Annotated in this window: 10 protein-coding genes; all 10 read right to left on the minus strand. The window is 32.2% G+C overall.

What is annotated here, in order from left to right; genetic code table 11:
• Window position 1 precedes the first annotated feature (1 nt).
• A complete protein-coding gene (locus GR162_RS05700; RefSeq protein WP_160781329.1) occupies window positions 2-2,029 on the minus strand; it encodes a hypothetical protein in 2,028 nt (675 codons plus the stop codon).
• Between the two features lie 79 nt (window positions 2,030-2,108).
• Window positions 2,109-2,855, minus strand: a complete 747-nt coding sequence (gene fabG / locus GR162_RS05705; RefSeq protein ID WP_008464066.1) for a 3-oxoacyl-[acyl-carrier-protein] reductase — start codon at window positions 2,853-2,855, stop codon at window positions 2,109-2,111.
• A gap of 562 nt (window positions 2,856-3,417) precedes the next feature.
• Window positions 3,418-4,776: a DUF4302 domain-containing protein gene (locus GR162_RS05710; RefSeq protein WP_008464058.1), complete on the minus strand. Its 1,359-nt coding sequence runs from the start codon at window positions 4,774-4,776 to the stop codon at window positions 3,418-3,420.
• Window positions 4,777-4,808: 32 nt separating this feature from the next.
• Window positions 4,809-5,672 (minus strand): putative zinc-binding metallopeptidase, encoded by an 864-nt coding sequence (locus GR162_RS05715; RefSeq protein ID WP_160781330.1) that lies wholly within the window; start codon window positions 5,670-5,672, stop codon window positions 4,809-4,811.
• A gap of 21 nt (window positions 5,673-5,693) precedes the next feature.
• A complete protein-coding gene (locus GR162_RS05720; protein WP_008464051.1) occupies window positions 5,694-7,178 on the minus strand; it encodes a RagB/SusD family nutrient uptake outer membrane protein in 1,485 nt (494 codons plus the stop codon).
• 11 nt (window positions 7,179-7,189) lie between these two features.
• Window positions 7,190-10,912 carry a SusC/RagA family TonB-linked outer membrane protein gene (locus GR162_RS05725; RefSeq protein ID WP_160781331.1) on the minus strand — a complete coding sequence of 1,241 codons (3,723 nt, stop codon included), beginning with the start codon at window positions 10,910-10,912 and terminating at the stop codon, window positions 7,190-7,192.
• A gap of 229 nt (window positions 10,913-11,141) precedes the next feature.
• Window positions 11,142-12,257: a FecR family protein gene (locus GR162_RS05730; RefSeq protein WP_091131814.1), complete on the minus strand. Its 1,116-nt coding sequence runs from the start codon at window positions 12,255-12,257 to the stop codon at window positions 11,142-11,144.
• Between the two features lie 90 nt (window positions 12,258-12,347).
• Window positions 12,348-12,953, minus strand: a complete 606-nt coding sequence (locus GR162_RS05735) for an RNA polymerase sigma factor (RefSeq protein ID WP_160781332.1) — start codon at window positions 12,951-12,953, stop codon at window positions 12,348-12,350.
• A 452-nt stretch (window positions 12,954-13,405) separates the two neighbouring features.
• Window positions 13,406-16,066: a T9SS type A sorting domain-containing protein gene (locus GR162_RS05740; RefSeq protein ID WP_160781333.1), complete on the minus strand. Its 2,661-nt coding sequence runs from the start codon at window positions 16,064-16,066 to the stop codon at window positions 13,406-13,408.
• A 123-nt stretch (window positions 16,067-16,189) separates the two neighbouring features.
• Window positions 16,190-16,618 carry a hypothetical protein gene (locus GR162_RS05745; protein ID WP_160781334.1) on the minus strand — a complete coding sequence of 143 codons (429 nt, stop codon included), beginning with the start codon at window positions 16,616-16,618 and terminating at the stop codon, window positions 16,190-16,192.
• Window positions 16,619-16,765 lie beyond the last annotated feature (147 nt).

Genomic DNA, 16,765 nt, shown 5'->3' on the forward strand with positions numbered 1-16,765 from the left:
ACTACAGAAGCCCATTATACTTCCTAACAAACCATTCTGTAGTCAATAAAGCAACAATCAAAATCAATAACCAAACCCAGTCGATAATTGGAGTTTTACTTGAAACATTTTTCTCGATCGATTTGTATTCTTTGTTTTCCAAAAGTGTATTTATCAATTGATCGGATTGATCTTCAAAGAAAGCTTTTCCGCCGGTCTGTTGCGCTAATTGCTGTAATTTTTGAACATCTGGATTTACGAATTGTTTTTCGATATCAAAATCTAAAATTTCAAAATGGCCTGCGTACGACGTATTTGAGTTTAATTCTTTTACTGTAAAATTATATTTTCCAGCTGAAAGTCCTTCCAAATTAGCTGAGAAAGAATTACTTCCTTTTAGTAAATCGTAATTTTTGGTTTGCTTGGTTGTTGCATTTACAACACTAATTGTAAGTCGCGCTTTTTCATCAAACTCGTAATTTTTATTGAAATATTGTGCATTGATGATAATTTCTTCTCCAGAGTTATAAAAACTTTCGTGTGTTACTACCAAAGATTTTTTTGAAGCCGATGATGCTAGATATTGAACGATTTTATCAATAAAAACGTCATACTTTTCAAAAGACTGGTTGTCAACATGGCTTTGCAAACGCCATTTCCAGCTATTTTCTCCTAAAAGAAAAGCAGTTCTTTTGCCTTGGTTTTCGGCGAAAGCCAATAATGGAGCATTTGTAGAAACGTTTCTTATTTTTGATGAAAGCAAAACAGACACATTTCCATTTGTACTTATATTTCCAAACGGATTCTGTAAAGGTGGGAAATTTTCAAAACCAATATCATCAATTGCAAACAGATTAAAATCTGAATGGAATTCGTTAAGGAAATCTTCTCGCTGATTGCTCATTTTAAAAATCAGATTGTTTTGCTGCTGATTTAAAAAATTAAAATCGGTATTGCTTCCTGTTATAATAAAAGTGTTTGTGCCTTTTAATTTATTATTATCAAATATCGGTTTGAAAGCCGTTGTTGGCTGGTATAAAACCAAAACAGAAATATCCTGTAAATCGTTAATTTGGTTTGGTTTAACCAATATCACTTTACGCTGTGCATTAACCTCAATCGAACGTTTTAAAGATGCAATATCTGGATGATTTATGGCCGAAACAATAGCAATTGTCGACTTTTGGTCGATAATTTCAACTGCAAAATTTTTGATATTATTATAGCTGTTTTTTTCTTTAACCGAAGATTGAATGCTAGCTTTATAAATCTGTAAACCAACTTTATCAGCTGGAAGAAGCAAATTTAAAGAAGCTGTCTTTTTTGAAGGTGAGAAAGAAAGTTTTTCTTTTGCCACAACTGTATTTCCTTGTGTAATGGTAAATTCTGCATTGGCCGTTTTATCGCCGGCATATTGCAGAAAAACTTCTACAGGAAATTTATTTTTATGAAACGCGTATTTATTTACGTTCAATTGATTGATTTTTAAATCAAAAAAAGTGGTTGTATCTCCCACAACCAAAGGATAAACTTTATTGACAGGATCGAATCTATACACATAGTCGTTTCCTGTAGTTTGATTTCCGTCGGTAATAATTACTGTCGGGAAAATCAGATTTTTGTTGATGCTTTTTAAATTCTTTGCTGCTTCGTCTAAATTGGTTTGATTTCCCTTAAAATCAAATTTATCTGAAGTTTTAAAATCGTTGTCAAACTGATAAGACTGAATTTCGAATTTTTCTTTTAACGCAGGATTTGAAACCAGTTTTTGATATAATTCTACCGCTTTTTTATCTGATTTTAAAGCAACGATTGAACTCGAATTATCAACTACAATTGCCAAAGGCGTTTTGGTAATCTCTAAAGAATTTTTAGAAATTATCGGATTAATCAATAAAACCAATAATCCGAAAATGGCCAAAAAACGTAAAAAAGCCAAAAGTATAATCACATTGGATTTACTTTTGGCTTTGAAAAAATATTGAAAGTACGATAAACCACCAGCAATTACTAAAGAAAGCAATAATAAAAGAATCGTGTTTGTCGTCATATTTATTTTAAGTTTATGGTTTTTAGCTTAAAGTTTATGGTTGTGAACTATAAACAACAAACCATCAACAATCAACTTATTAGGTAAGCATTCCTCCGCAAACGTTAAGAACTTGTCCTGTTACGTAAGCACTCATATCAGAAGCTAAGAAAAGGCAAGCATTTGCTACGTCTTCTGGAGTTCCTCCACGTTTCAACGGAATACCTTCTCTCCATCCTTTTACTACATCTTCACTTAATTTTGCAGTCATTTCAGTTTCGATAAAACCTGGCGCAATTGCATTGCAACGAATGTTACGAGAACCTAATTCTAATGCTACCGATTTAGTAAATCCGATTGCACCAGCTTTAGAAGCTGCATAGTTGGTTTGACCTGCGTTTCCAGAAACTCCAACAACAGAACTAATGTTGATGATAGATCCAGCTCTTTGTTTTAAGAAAGTTTTCTGAATCGCTTTTGTCATATTAAAAACCGATTTCAAGTTTACATCAATTACTTGGTCAAAATCTGCCTCAGACATACGCATTAAAAGGTTGTCTTTTGTAATTCCTGCATTGTTGATTAAGATATCTACAGTTCCAAAATCTGCTAAAACAGCGTCAACAAAAGTTTGAGCTTCGTTAAAATCTGCTGCGTTAGATTGGTATCCTTTTGCTTTAACGCCTAAACTATTTAATTCTGCCTCCAAAGCTTCTGCAGATGCTGCAGATGAGCTGTATGTAAAAGCAACGTTTGCTCCATGCTTAGCAAAAACTTCAGCAATTCCTTTTCCAATTCCACGGCTTGCACCAGTAATAATTGCAACTTTTCCTTCTAGTAATTTCATATTAAGGTATTCGTTTTTATTTTTTGAATTACAAATATAGATTATTTGGGCGTTTAATAAAATTTGTAATACAAAATTTGGCTTAAGAATTTTCGATGTCAACAAAACAAAAAAAACAGCTCACAAAATGAGCTGTTTTCCCCCAAAATAAAAAAACAAAACTAAAAAAGTTTAAATGTGATTTTGTTTCGTAATAAAAAATATAACAATCATGACTACCGCCATAATTAGCATTCTAAAAATCGAAGATTTAAATTCTTTTGTTTCCTCAACTTTATCTTTTTTCCATTGTTTGATAAGATTCCAAATCATGATTGGAAAAATTACGATTATGGAGATATACAAATAATATCTAACGTATTCGTAGTAATATTGATTTATAAGTAAGAGAATAGCTCCCCATAAGAAAATTGCAATAGTTGCTGGTGTCAATATTTTTTTTATCATAATATTTATTAATAAAAGTTAGATTGTTTTAATGCAGAAATTATCTTTGGTAAAAGAGCAACTCAAATTGAGTTGCTCTTTTTAAAATAAAAACCATTCAAAATTATTTAACTAACTATTGGAATGCGTAAGTAGTGATTCTAAAACTGCTTGATGCACCTGTAAAAGTATAGATGGTATTGGTAAACTGAATTCTAAAACTTTCTTTTGTTACATACAGACCTTTAGGATCTAGTAGCTTATCATCTAGATTTTTCACTAAAGCCTGGGCAGCAATAACTGATGTACCATTATGCCATAATGAATGTTTTAAAATGATAGTTTTATTCACAGCATCTTCTGTTACAGTTACTCTATGATAGAAAGTTGCTTTTCCGCCTGTAAAACTATACATTATATCTGCAGTTCCGTTGTTATAGAAAGTAAATTGAACACGATTTACTTTTTGTGTTGAAGGAAGCGCGGCATTAATTTCATTTAAAAGCTGCAAACACAATGGTGAATTTGTTGGTGCTGTTGATAGATTAGCCGCTATATAACCAAATGCTGTAGAAGGTGCTCCAGCAGCAGGAAGTGTTACTTTATAATCATCTGTAAGTACAAGAGGCGCATTACTGTATTTGATCGCAGCCGACACTCCATTTGTTCCTGTAGCCGTAAAACTTCCATCTGCAGGGTTATAAACAAAATTGGTCAAATTTTGCCCGCCTACAACTATAGCAGGACTTAAAACAATGCTTGTTGGTGTGTATCCCACTCCTCTACTGATCACTTCTGATGAACCTGCATCAATAGATTTTGAAGTAGAAAATCTTGTTACAGGAGAAAATGAGAAATCATATTTCTTAGTAGTACTTCCATCTTTAATTTCTAATAACTTAAACAGAGGACTATTGATTCCGCCAACCAAATTTGCTTCTGTATCTAAATTTTTAGATAGATCTGCCCAATCTTGAGCCGTTGCTTTTACAAAGCGAATTTCTCTCACAAGTCGGTTACTTCTAAAAAGGATATCTCCATTTTCTTGTCCATAGTATAAGAATTGAAAATCTCCTAAATAACCTTTTCCTCTTAAAGCAGTAGTAGGATAACTATTTGAATCTGAAAGCAAATGAATTCTGTTATATGTATCAAACAACAAGCTAACAGTACTTCCTAAAACTACATTGTAATCGCTTTGATAAACCGCTGTATCATCATCAAAATCTGAAGCCATTTGCACTTTCCCATCTGCAGAAAATTTAAACAAATGTGTGTACCCTCCGAGCTGGGTGTCATCCGTAAAGTAAATAGCTTTCCATCCAAATTCTGAATCTAATAGAGTAGTACTTAACTCACTCTTCTGAGCATTTAAACGCTCAACAGGAGTTTTATCAAACAGTTTTTCTGCATCTGTATCATTCGAACAAGAACCTAATAATAAGATTGCTAAAACAGCAGTCGTCAGGAACTTAAATATATTTTTTGGTTTCATAAACTTAGTATTTTAGTTATACACTATTAAGGTTAATTGTTATTTATAACTTTTGTTGTATTTCTTTCTGCTGCATCTCTCAAAGCATAGAAATCAATATTAAAAGCGTCTTTATAATATTGCACAACAATCGCTTCTTTTTGCTGCAGTTTTGCTCTACCTGCAGGATCTGTAATACTGGCAAGAATTGCTGCATATTCTGCTTTTGTACTTGTCAAAATTGTAGAAGCCGTCTCTGCAAAATCTTCAATAATATTGTTTCTAGCATAATTGGTCACAAATCCAAGGTTTCTTGAAGTTGCCAAAACTTCTAAATGCCAAGTTCCAGTATAATCTCCAGGACTGATTTTCTGCCAAGCCTGCTCATCAAACGGTTTGTTTTGATTCAGTATGTGTACATATTCGTGTTGAATAGTATGCACAAATTCCGTTACATTGGCACGATTTGTTTTATTTAAGTAATCTACTTCAAAAAGCGTAATTCTTTGCCCAGAATCTGCAATACCTAATGTTCTTGTACCATTTGTGTTTGAGTTTACACCTCCAACTAAAACAATTTCTCTTGGAGCTACTTTTTTGACAAAATCTGCACCACCAATTTCAGTATAACTATCTAGCCAGATTTGTTTTACTACTTCTAATGCAGGCTTCACTTTATTTACCATTGGAGGAAATAAAAATCGGTTATTATCTACCGTATTTTGATTCCATTTATACTGAGTGTTGATATTATAAGGGCTAAGATAATTGGCTGTAATCCAATTATCCAATTCTGTTTTTGTTGGCTGAGTATAATCTAACTGACTTTCTCTTGGCTGATCTTCGTGTGCACAAGATGTAATTGTTAATACACCTACAATTAATAATACTGCTTTATATTGTTTTAATATTTTCATCGTACTAAATTTAATTGAATTTTATCTTGGATTTTTTTCTACACCATAGTTTGATGCGCTAAGTGGAATCTGCATTGCTCTTCGTTTGTCGTCTTTAACTAATGTGTTGGTTGGCTTTCCGAAAGTTGCATGGTTAACGACTAAATTAAAACGTTTTACATCAAACCATCTTAAACCTTCGTGCACAAAATCCCTTCTTCTTGCTTCGGCAATAGCTTTTACATAAGAAGTCTGTACTGGTGTCATGGTATAATATGGAGTAAACTCATCTGCAATTACAGGATACATAGAAACCACTTTTGCTTCTGTTAGTTTGTCTGTCGTTGCATTGTAACCTGTTGTTCTCGTTCCTAAAAAATATTCTAATTCTGTATTTGCTTCGGCAATTCTACCCTTCATTACCAAAGCCTCGATACGATTTAGATAAAATTCGTCATTAGATAAAAGAACGATTCCAACATAAGGCTCACCAATATTCGCTGTTAAGTTTGTGTATTTAAAATATTCCTCGAATTTTGGCGTAAACAATGTTCTGCTACTATTATAGCTATAAAAATCAAACAACCATGTTTTATTATACGGATTGGTTTGTGTTCTAAATAACTCTGTTTGTTTGTCATCTGACAAATAGAAATTACTACTGCTTGCAGATCTTCCTAATAGTGAGTTCGCCGAAACAATTAATAAATTGGCCGCATAAGAAGATTTCCCATACTCAATAAACTGAATATCTGGTGCAAGACTTGACAATGTTGCATAGTCTTTTAATTTTCCAACAGGTTTCGACCCAAGTCCTTCAGAAACTTGAAGCACTTTATCCCAATCTCCTTTTATCAAATAGAAACGGCTTGCAAAAGCTTTTGCAGCATCGATATTAAAATGAAATTTTGGTTCTTTGTAATTGTTCGTTACATACTTTAATCCTTCTTCTATATCTGCTTCAATAAAGTCAAACACCTCTTTTACAGTATTTCTGGTGTAATTTTTTATCAATTGTGTTTCTGGTTCTCTTACATACGGAACACCTAAGTCTGTCTGCGCTGTCGATGGATTATATCGGTTTGACCAAAAAGTTACTAACATAAAATGAGAATAGGCTCTTGCTAGCAATGCTTCTCCTTTCTGAGGATTTAGTGTAGCGGGATTTCCTAATTCTTCTATTGATTTTAAAGCTTGGTTTGCGTGTGCGATAGCGCGGTAACAGGCATCCCAATAATAGTTTTCTGTATCAATATTAGTTTCAGTATGCATTTCCCAGTTATAGCTCTGTTCATTTTTGATAGCTATACTACCTAATTCTCCATCTCCAACGTTATCTGACATTGTTTCAGCCAAATCCATATACGACGCCTGTGGATAAGCATATACCAATAGTTCAGATATTTTTTCTGGAGTATCTATCTGAGTTCTGTTATCTGGTATTTCAGAAAGAAAATCATCGCAGCTAACAAGACTTATCAGCATTAAAAATGATAAAGTTACTTTTATATATTTTTTATTTTTCATAGTCAGCTAAATTAAAATGAAAGGTTAATTGCAAAAGTGTATTGTGACGTAATAGGAAATGCGACACCTCCTGTATTACGGAATTCAGGATCTTGTCCGTTTAATCTCTTATCCGAGTAAATCAGCCAAGGATTAACCGCTGAACCTTTTAATGTAAATGTACTCACTCCTAACTTTCTTTTGAAATCACTTGGAAATTCCCAGCTAAGCGATACGTTTTTCAATCTAACAAAATCTCCGTCTGCAATTCTCACGTCAGAATAATTATAAGTATTGTAAGCGCGTCCTAATGTATTTGTTCCTCCATAATTAGTAATCAAACGTTTATCTGCAATAACTGGAACATTTGTAAATTCTTCATCACCAGGATTAATCCAACGATTTGTGAAATCTTTTGTAAAAACAGTTAAGTCATCATACTGACTGCTAAATGCTGGATTTAAACGCACTTTGTTTCCTCCAGATCCCACAACAAATACATATAATGACCAGTTTTTGTATGTAAAAGTATTCGCAAAACCAAATGATTTATTTGGTTCTATAGAGCCTTCATATTTCAAGTAATCGGTAGCATTTTCATTATCTTGAAAATTAGCGCCAGTTACATTATCAGTTTCTCCATCTTTCATGATGAAGGTTGGTAATCCTTGATTATTTAAACCTGTAAATTGATATGAATAAATTGAATTTCTTGGGTGACCAATAGCATTACCTCCGTTACCATCGACTAAATCAAATACTGTTGGCTGATTTTCTAATTTTGTAATCTCCTGTTTAAAAACAGACATATTTACAGTTGTTGACCATTTAAAGTCTTTTGTAGAAATATTTTGAGTAGTTAACCCAATTTCAAGACCTTTGGTTTCCATATTCGCATTGTTACCTTGTTTGATTTTTTGACCTCCAATTCCAGAAGTCACAACAAAATCTACTAAATCAAAAGCTTTACGGCTATAAACATCTGTAGTTAACTGAACTCTATTGTTAAACATTCCTAAATCAACCCCAATGTTTGTTTCAAACTGTTTTTCCCAAGTTAAATCTCCATTTTGTAATTCATCAATACTAATTCCAGTTTCTCTATCAGAAAGCCCTAAACGATCTGTAATGTAGCTTTTGTAAATTGCTAATGAATTGGTCGCAGGCCCTGCAGTTGCAGTAAGTCCGTAAGAAGCTCTCAATGCCAAAGTGTTTACTTTATCAACATCTTTCATAAAATTTTCTTCTTTAACATTCCATTTACCACTAAATGTGTAAGTAGGAAGCCATCTAGAAGAACCGCTGTTTCCTTGTCTATTAGAACCATCATAACGTCCTGTTACAGATCCTGTGTAACGACGATCGTAAGTATATCCTACTTTACCGAAGAAACCAACTGTTCGCTCTCTTTCTTCATTAAAACCATAGTATGAATTCCCTTCATTTATAATTTTTTCAATCAATCTAGGATCGGTGAACGCTGTAAGACCTCTATCATATTGAAGTCCTGCCGCTGTAAAATTATCGCTGTTTCTATCTACAGAACGTAATTCTGTTCCAAAAAAACCTTCTAATTCATGTTTTTCCGCTAGAGTATTTCTATACGTAACACTATTTCTAATGTTATAAGACGTCATATCGTTTGTAAACTTTCTTAAAAAACCACCATTTGGCAATACAGATATTGGCTGTGCTGTTAAATCATCTGGATCTTTATACAGGAATATATTTGCGTTTCTAACTGTTGTGTTTACACCGTCAGCACCATATTCTGTGCCCGCTCTGTAAGCTCCCACTACATTCGAGTTTTCATAAATTTTATGCTCTCTTGAAGTATTTGCATAACGTGCAGAACCTACAAGGTTGTATGTTAAGTTTTTGTTGATCTTGTAATCTAAATCAAGCTGGAAACGAATATCTTTTACTTTAATATCCAAAATATTGTTTTCTAACTCATTGATGATATTCATTGGCGCCCAATTTGTTCTGTAATATTCCAAATTACCATTATCATCATAAGGTCTTAATGTTCTGCTGGTACTCAAAACATAATTGAATGGATTGATATCAAAATCTCTTGTAACATTACCAAAAACAACATCTTGTTGGCTTTCGTAACTACCTGGAGCATTTTGATCACGAACAGATGCTAGAGTTGAGAAAGTAATGTTTAATTTATCGTTTACAAAAAATGTTCCTTTAATGTTGGATGATAATTGTTTCACATTATCAGCAATCGTCCATCCTGGATCTGAATAATAACCTAAAGAAGCATAGAAAGTATTATTTTTTCCTCCACCAGAAAAGCTTAATGAATGATTTTGTGTGATAGATGGTCTAAATAAAACACTAAACCAATCTGTATTAGCCAATTCATACTTTCTTAAAAAATTATTTCTGCTTACAGGATCATTATTTACTAAATATACTCCCGTCTCTGGAACGTAAGTATTGATTGCTCTGCTTAAAATATTGTAAACACCACCATATCTGCCTTGCAATGTAGACGGTACATCAAGGAAACCTTTTTGTTCCATCTCTTTTAAAATACTCATAGATTCTTGAGAATTTAAAATATCATACTGCGTGTAGTTTGGTACCGTTCTAACTGTATTTTCAACTGAGTAAGTAACTTTTAGAGGAGAATCTCTACGACCTTGTTTTGTTGTAACAACTACTACTCCATTTAAAGATCTTGAACCATAAATAGAAGTAGCAGACGCATCTTTAAGAATTTCAATACTTTGAATATCGTTTGCATTTAATCCTGCAACAGATGAACTCAATAATGTTTCTGAGTTACCAGATGCTAAATCTGCAAATGTTAAATTGATGATATCCTCTTGAACAACACCATCAATAACCCATAAAGGCTTTGTATCTCCAAAAATAGACGAAGATCCACGAACTGTAATTTTAGGTGCTGTACCAAATGTTCCTGTAACGTTTTGTACTGTAACCCCTGCCGCTTTTCCTTCAATCATTCTACTAACATCTACAACACCATCCACTTTTAACTCAGCTCCAGAAATTTTACTGATTGCTCCAGTAAATGTTCTTTTTGATGTTTTTTCATATCCAGTTGTAACGACAACTTCTTTAAGATTTTGTCCTGCTTCTGTTAAAACTACGGTTGGTGTAGGATTGCTAATTCCGATTTCTTTTGTTTCCATACCAACATAAGAAATAACCAAACGGTCTACGTTTGCAGGCATTTCAATAGAGAAATTTCCATCAAAATCTGTTAATACAGCAGTTTTTGTTCCTTTTGCTAAAACAGTGGCTCCAGGAAGAGGCGATCCGCTTTGATCTGTCACTTTTCCTTTGATGATTGGTCCGAAAGCCAAAATTTCAAACAAAGAATCATGATTATTTGAATTTGAAAAAGAAACAGCGCTTTTTTGAAGTACAATCTGATTACTCACTTCAGAAAAAGTAATATTAAAAGGAACCAATATTCTGCTCAAAATACTAGAGAGAGTTTCTTGGTTTGCTTCAATACTTACTTTCTCTCCAAGCTGAGGAAGTCTTGAGTTATAGGAAAATTTTACATGAGCAGACTTTTCGATTTTCGATAAAGCATTGTCTAAAGTTAGGTTATCAACTGTAATAGTTACTTTAGTATCTAATTTTTTCTGCCCATTTACATTATTTGCGAGAGTAACGCTCGAAAACACAAGCGCTAACACAAACTGAAACAGCGTTATTTTCATGATTTGGTGAAGTAATCGTTGCTTGACAACAGGTTTTTTCATAATTTTGGTTTGTTTTGATTAATACTATTCGAGTGTATTTTAAGAAACATCATAAATTACCCTTTACAGAGAGTAATTTATTCAGATTTAAGTGTCGATAATGTTACAGCATTCTCGGCACTTTTTTTATGTATTAGTTTTTTACATAGGCACTTACAAATTATTTTTTAGTTTTTTAATTAGTTTAATTTTGGATTTTCTTTTTTTTATTTTAATTGAATTGAGAATTCTAGTTACAGCCAGAAGTCGTAATTACAATCTGATTTCCATTCATTTCATAATTAGTATCGTTACCAATACTTTTACAAATTATTTTTAGCTTTTCCGCCAGTGGCTGATCGCTCAATGAAGTAGTTAATCGGCAATCTTTCAATTTATCGTGAGGAAAATCTATATCTACCAAATAAGCCTGTTCAATGGTTTCAAGAATTTGCGCTACAGGTATATCTGTAAATTCGAAGCTTAATTGCTCTATATTTCCAACACTGCTAACTAAAATCGGATCCTGCGTAATATTTGTTATTTTGTTAAATAGCAATTCTTTACGAACAAAACGCAATGCTTGATTAGGAAGAAGAACAATTTCCTCGTTTTCAACATTATGAACTAAATTGTTGGATTTTACCTTAACTTTACCGGTGCGAACAAGAACTTCGACATTTTGCTGATCTGGATAAGCCTTTATTCTAAAGCTAGTACCAACAACACGAGTTACGATCTCGTTAGCGTAAACAAAAAAAGGCTTTTTAGGATTTTTACTAATTTCAAAGAAACCTTCGCCGGATAAATACACCTTTCTTTCGTTTCCGGTAAAGATTTTAGGGTAACTTAATTTACTATTGGGCTGTAATAAGACCGAACTTCCATCAGACAAAGTAATTATCTGCGATTTTTCAGTATTGTTGGTTTGTTCTACTAAACCTTCATTATTGTCCTGAATAAGTTCGTTATAAGTAACTACGTTATCAGTAGTTGTTATGTTAGTTTTAAAAAACCATACAGAAAATATACCAACCAAAATAGCGGCAGCAACACCACTAATCCAGTATCTTTGTATTTTTAGCTTCTTAATTTTTGAAGTTTCTTGAGAAAGTTCTTCTCTCTGTTCAATTTTACGCCAAGTTTGCTGCAAGGCTTCATGAACTTCATTTGAAGAAAGATTAGACTCTGGAACTCGCATTGCCAACAACACAAGTCTCGCGTCTTCGACAAGCTTGGCTCTCTGAAGATTTTCTAAAGTCCATTCTTCCCAGCCTTGTTCATCAACTTTTGATAAAATCCATAGTTGAAAAGATTCATCAGCTAAGAAGTCTTCTATTTCGATATAATTGTTACGTTTTTGCATCTTACTATTAAGGTTACAAAAACATAGAGGACAGTTTTTATATTATATACTCACTTATTTAAGATTTTTTTTTGATTTTTTCTTAAATTTTTAAAAAACCCCTGAGGATATAAGGACTAAAAGCGGAATACTGCTCTTCCATTCTTTACGAAGAGTTAACAAACCACGGTGTAAAAGGTTGCTAGCTGATTGATAGTTTACATCTAACAAATCTGCTATCTGATCTACGCTTAAACCTTGATGATAGCGTAAATACAAGGCTTCTTTCTGGCGGCCTGGCAAATCGTTTAATAATTTATTTAAAAGAAGAACACGTTCGGCAGTTACTTCATCTTCTACCAAACTATTTTCTATAGAAAAATCAAAAAGAAACTCCAAAACGTCTGTTGTGGTGGTTTTTCTAAACACATGATCTCTTTCGTGCAAACGCGCAATTCTCTTTCTAACACTAGAAAGCAAATAGGCCTTAACTATAACATTATCTTGAAGAGAATCTCGATAAAGCCAAATATCAGCAAAAACATCTTGAATACAATCTTGCACTTTTTCAGTATACGGGCAAAGTGAATTACCATAACTGATTAAGTCTCTATAATATTTTTCAAAAAGTAAAGAAAATGATTTCTCATTACCATTTTTCAAATTGTTCCATAGAATAAAATCGTCTAAAACCTTGTTCTTCAAAATTTGGCTCATACAAAAATACTTAGGTGCGCAAAAAATCGAATCAATTTAAATCGATCGTAAAAAGGGATTAATTGCAAAGGATTAATATTGCTTTTAAAATTTGATTCTTTAAGGATTATAACGAATCTGTAATCACTATAATTTAACAAAAAGTTAAGCAAGCGCCTTACATTCTATCAAACCTTATCTATCACAAAAGAACCATATTTTAACATTATTTTTTGTTTTTGTGTGATAAATATAGAAAAGCAAATGATTAAAACCCAATAATTCGCTAAAATTTGCTCATTTTTCCAAATTCATCAGTATTTACCCTACTTTTTTAATTAAACTTAAAAATTACTATAATTTAAATTTTAATTAACAGATTGCATAAATCCCTCACAACAAAAAAATAATTAATCCAATAAAAAAGAGCCTTACGTAAGTAAGACTCTTTTTTGCTATCTATAGAAAGTCATTTAAATTTTAATAAACTTCGTTGATAGGTTTCCAGTGGCAGTTTTAGCTTGAAGAATGTAATTTCCTGATTTAAATTTTGAAACATCAATTTTTGAAATATTCTCAGCATTCGGAATCACTTGAATCAATTGCCCCAGAACATTATAAACATAGACTGACTCTATTTCAACGAAATCTTTTGAATCTATTTGGAGATAATTTTGAACAGGATTTGGATAAACACTAAAAGAAGATGAAAGCTCAAAATCTTGTCTCCCTAAAGTTTTAAAAGTAGACGTCTCTTTGTTTGTCAAAATTGGAAAATTATAGTCAAAATAAATATTGGCTTCATTCTGAAAAGTATCTCCAACAACTAAAGTGGGCAATGTTTTGATTTTAAAAGCGATATAACCATCATTATTCGCATCATCAAAAGGAAGATTTATTTTTTCGAAGATAAATTCTACTTTATTTCCTTCTGAAATTTTAGTTATGTAAGAATGGCTCGAACTAGTAGGAAATAAAGTCGAAACATCAAATTTTGAAGTGTCAATTATATCTTTAATCACAACATTTTCAGCATTATAAGTCCCCGTATTTTCAAAACGAATTAGATAGTGAACATATTGACCAATAAGTTCAGGTTTAATGACTTTTCCTTCTAAACAGGTTTTATCATTTGGATCATAAGAACCCACAACGGTTTGAGGAAATTCAAAAACATTATCATCAGGTGTTTCATCAGTTTCTGCAGAATTAATGATAACTTTATACTTTAATATATCTCCGTTATTTACTGCTGGAGTTTCAACCGGAGAATTCACGTTTAAAACTAAATCAATTTCTCTGCTTTCAAATGGTTTTAGATTTAAAAAATTCCAAACTAATTTACCAGAGCTTTGATTAGAAACCACAGAGTTTGAAGAAACAAAATCCAAAATTGAATCGTCAAAACTAAGATTTAAAGTTCCTGATTGAACAGTAGTTCCTTTATTTTTATAAACCAATTTATACTTTGCATCAAAACCCGGTCTCGCAGCATCAATAGGTATTACTGCAATTTCTAAATCGTTGTGATTTCCTATAGCCTTAATGCAAAAATCTTGCATCATTGGACTTGAAACAGCTGGAAATTGTACTTGAATTTCAGATGGCGAAATAGAAAAATAACTCGGATTCTCAAAAACTGGTGTAATTTTATAATTTCCAGCTGAAACCTTAATATCATAATTACCCGATCCATTACTTATTAAATTTCCTGACTCCGTTCCGTCCTCAATTTTAAACTTTAAGAAAGAAGCAGGAAAGTCAAAAGCATCGCAACCATTATTATTCAAGTCATTTCGATTTGTTCCCTTAATTGAAAAACTCTCACCTCCCGGAGTAAACGTACAATATGAATTCACATTATAATCTGTAATACCATCTTCCTTTAGAGTGTTTTCAATAGTTGTTATTTGATCATCATCTGCGCAAATATTTACTAATTTTGGATTCCCCGTAAGTGTAATCACGTTCTCTAAACTACCATTTTTAATATTTAGCGTTTCTAAGACCGGATTTTGAAAAATATGAAATTCTTTTAAAGAAGGCGACTTACTTAAATCTATTGATTTTATTGGGGTATACCAAATTTCAACTCTTTGTAAACTCACTAGCTCATCAAAATTTAAAGCTGATATACCATCCGCCGAAACCAACAACTCTTCTAATTTTGCCAATTTTGACAAATCTAAATTTGTCAATTTATTATACTGGCAATCAAGAATCTTCAAATCTAAAGCTTCTTTTAAATCTAAATTTTCAATAAAATTTTCACTACAATATAATTTAGTTATTTTTTTTAAGCCCACTAAATCTAATGTCGTTGTTTCTGTCTTGTTACACGATAAGTATAATAAGTTTGGGAATTTTGCTACATCATAATTTGAAAGCTTCGTCTCGCTGTATGATAAGTTTTGTAATGATTCATATGCTGTGATTTTTAAACTAGTTAGTGGATTCATATCACAATTCAAACTTTTAAGTTTGGTAAATCTAGACAGATCTAGGTTTGAAATGTTATTTAATTGACAAGATAAACTTTCAAAAACATTAGGATTTAAACCTGACAAATCTAAACTGTTAAGTAAATTTGAAGAACAACCTAATATTCTTAATTCGGGCATTGGCGTATTATCTAAATTAGTTAACTTATTCCCGTCACATTGTAGTTCAGTAAGATGCAAAAAATCAGACAAATCTAAGTGTGTAAGTAAATTATCAATACACATAAATCCACGTAAACTAGTAGCACCTGAATGATTTATTGTTATAATTTTATTCCCACTACAATTTACCGCTGCAAGACTAGACATGTTGCTAATATCTAAATCAGTAATAGTATTACTTGAGCAGTCAAAATCATATAAAATAGTAAAACTTTTAATTCCTGTTAACGATGCAATATTAGATCCACTAACGTTCAAATAACTTACCTTAGAGGCCTCAGAGCGATCAATTTCGCCATCACCATTTAAATCAATCTTTATGTTTTTATTAGTATTATCTTTTGCAATTTCATTATTTGTATCAGCTTCTAGAAGTTTTGCCTTGAAATTGGCATCTGGAAAAGTAATTATTTGCGCTTTTGATGAAGAAAAAAAGCACAAAGCCAGTAATAGCAGGTAGTTTTTTATCATAGATTTTATTAGTTTTTGGTGTTTAAATATATAAAACCCAAAAATAAAAACCTATAGCTTCATAAAAAAAACCTTACTAATTTACTTAATAAGGTTTTTTATAATCTGATGTTTAAAAGTAACTTAAAAAGCTACATTCCATCTTGGCAATTTACCATTTTCATCCAAGAAATCTTGCAAAACCTGACCTTCAACAGCAGTTGGAATAGCTTTTGCATCACCCACAAAAGTTTCATACCAAACTACTTCAAGCTCAGAAATATTCTCTAATTTCATTTGAGCTGGCCAAGAATACTTTCTTCCTGTTTTCGCAAACTGATGTCCGTTTACGATTTTATCATAAAGTCCGCCATTTTTGCTTTTTAAAGTTCCGTCATTCTGAACAGTTCCTGTAGAACCAACCATAATCAGTTCTTTTGTATCACCTTCAACAGCATATACGATAAAGATTCCAGCGCTTCCTTCTGGCGCGTTGCAAGCTTCTTCTAAACTATCATTTACAGTAAAAGTAAAACTGTTTGTTGATTTAAATTTTTCTAATTCTTTGTACATAATTCTTTTTTAAGCTTCTGAGATATTATCCCGATAGCTATCGGGATCGATGCTGAGTTTTATTTTATTTATGCCTCAGCCTTTAAAATGTAAAAAAGTCTCAACAAGAAATTGAGACTTTTTTTTAAAAATTTGTTATTTGAGACT

It is taken from the genome of Flavobacterium sp. HBTb2-11-1, assembly GCF_009826975.1.
GTDB lineage: Bacteria > Bacteroidota > Bacteroidia > Flavobacteriales > Flavobacteriaceae > Flavobacterium.

What these genes read in the sequence shown, in the direction of transcription:
- GR162_RS05700 (WP_160781329.1), bottom strand. Translation starts at nt 2,029, where the DNA reads ATGACGACAAACACGATTCTTTTATTATTGCTTTCTTTAGTAATTGCT.
- fabG (WP_008464066.1), bottom strand. Translation starts at nt 2,855, where the DNA reads ATGAAATTACTAGAAGGAAAAGTTGCAATTATTACTGGTGCAAGCCGT.
- GR162_RS05710 (WP_008464058.1), bottom strand. Translation starts at nt 4,776, where the DNA reads ATGAAACCAAAAAATATATTTAAGTTCCTGACGACTGCTGTTTTAGCA.
- GR162_RS05715 (WP_160781330.1), bottom strand. Translation starts at nt 5,672, where the DNA reads ATGAAAATATTAAAACAATATAAAGCAGTATTATTAATTGTAGGTGTA.
- GR162_RS05720 (WP_008464051.1), bottom strand. Translation starts at nt 7,178, where the DNA reads ATGAAAAATAAAAAATATATAAAAGTAACTTTATCATTTTTAATGCTG.
- GR162_RS05725 (WP_160781331.1), bottom strand. Translation starts at nt 10,912, where the DNA reads ATGAAAAAACCTGTTGTCAAGCAACGATTACTTCACCAAATCATGAAA.
- GR162_RS05730 (WP_091131814.1), bottom strand. Translation starts at nt 12,257, where the DNA reads ATGCAAAAACGTAACAATTATATCGAAATAGAAGACTTCTTAGCTGAT.
- GR162_RS05735 (WP_160781332.1), bottom strand. Translation starts at nt 12,953, where the DNA reads ATGAGCCAAATTTTGAAGAACAAGGTTTTAGACGATTTTATTCTATGG.
- GR162_RS05740 (WP_160781333.1), bottom strand. Translation starts at nt 16,066, where the DNA reads ATGATAAAAAACTACCTGCTATTACTGGCTTTGTGCTTTTTTTCTTCA.
- GR162_RS05745 (WP_160781334.1), bottom strand. Translation starts at nt 16,618, where the DNA reads ATGTACAAAGAATTAGAAAAATTTAAATCAACAAACAGTTTTACTTTT.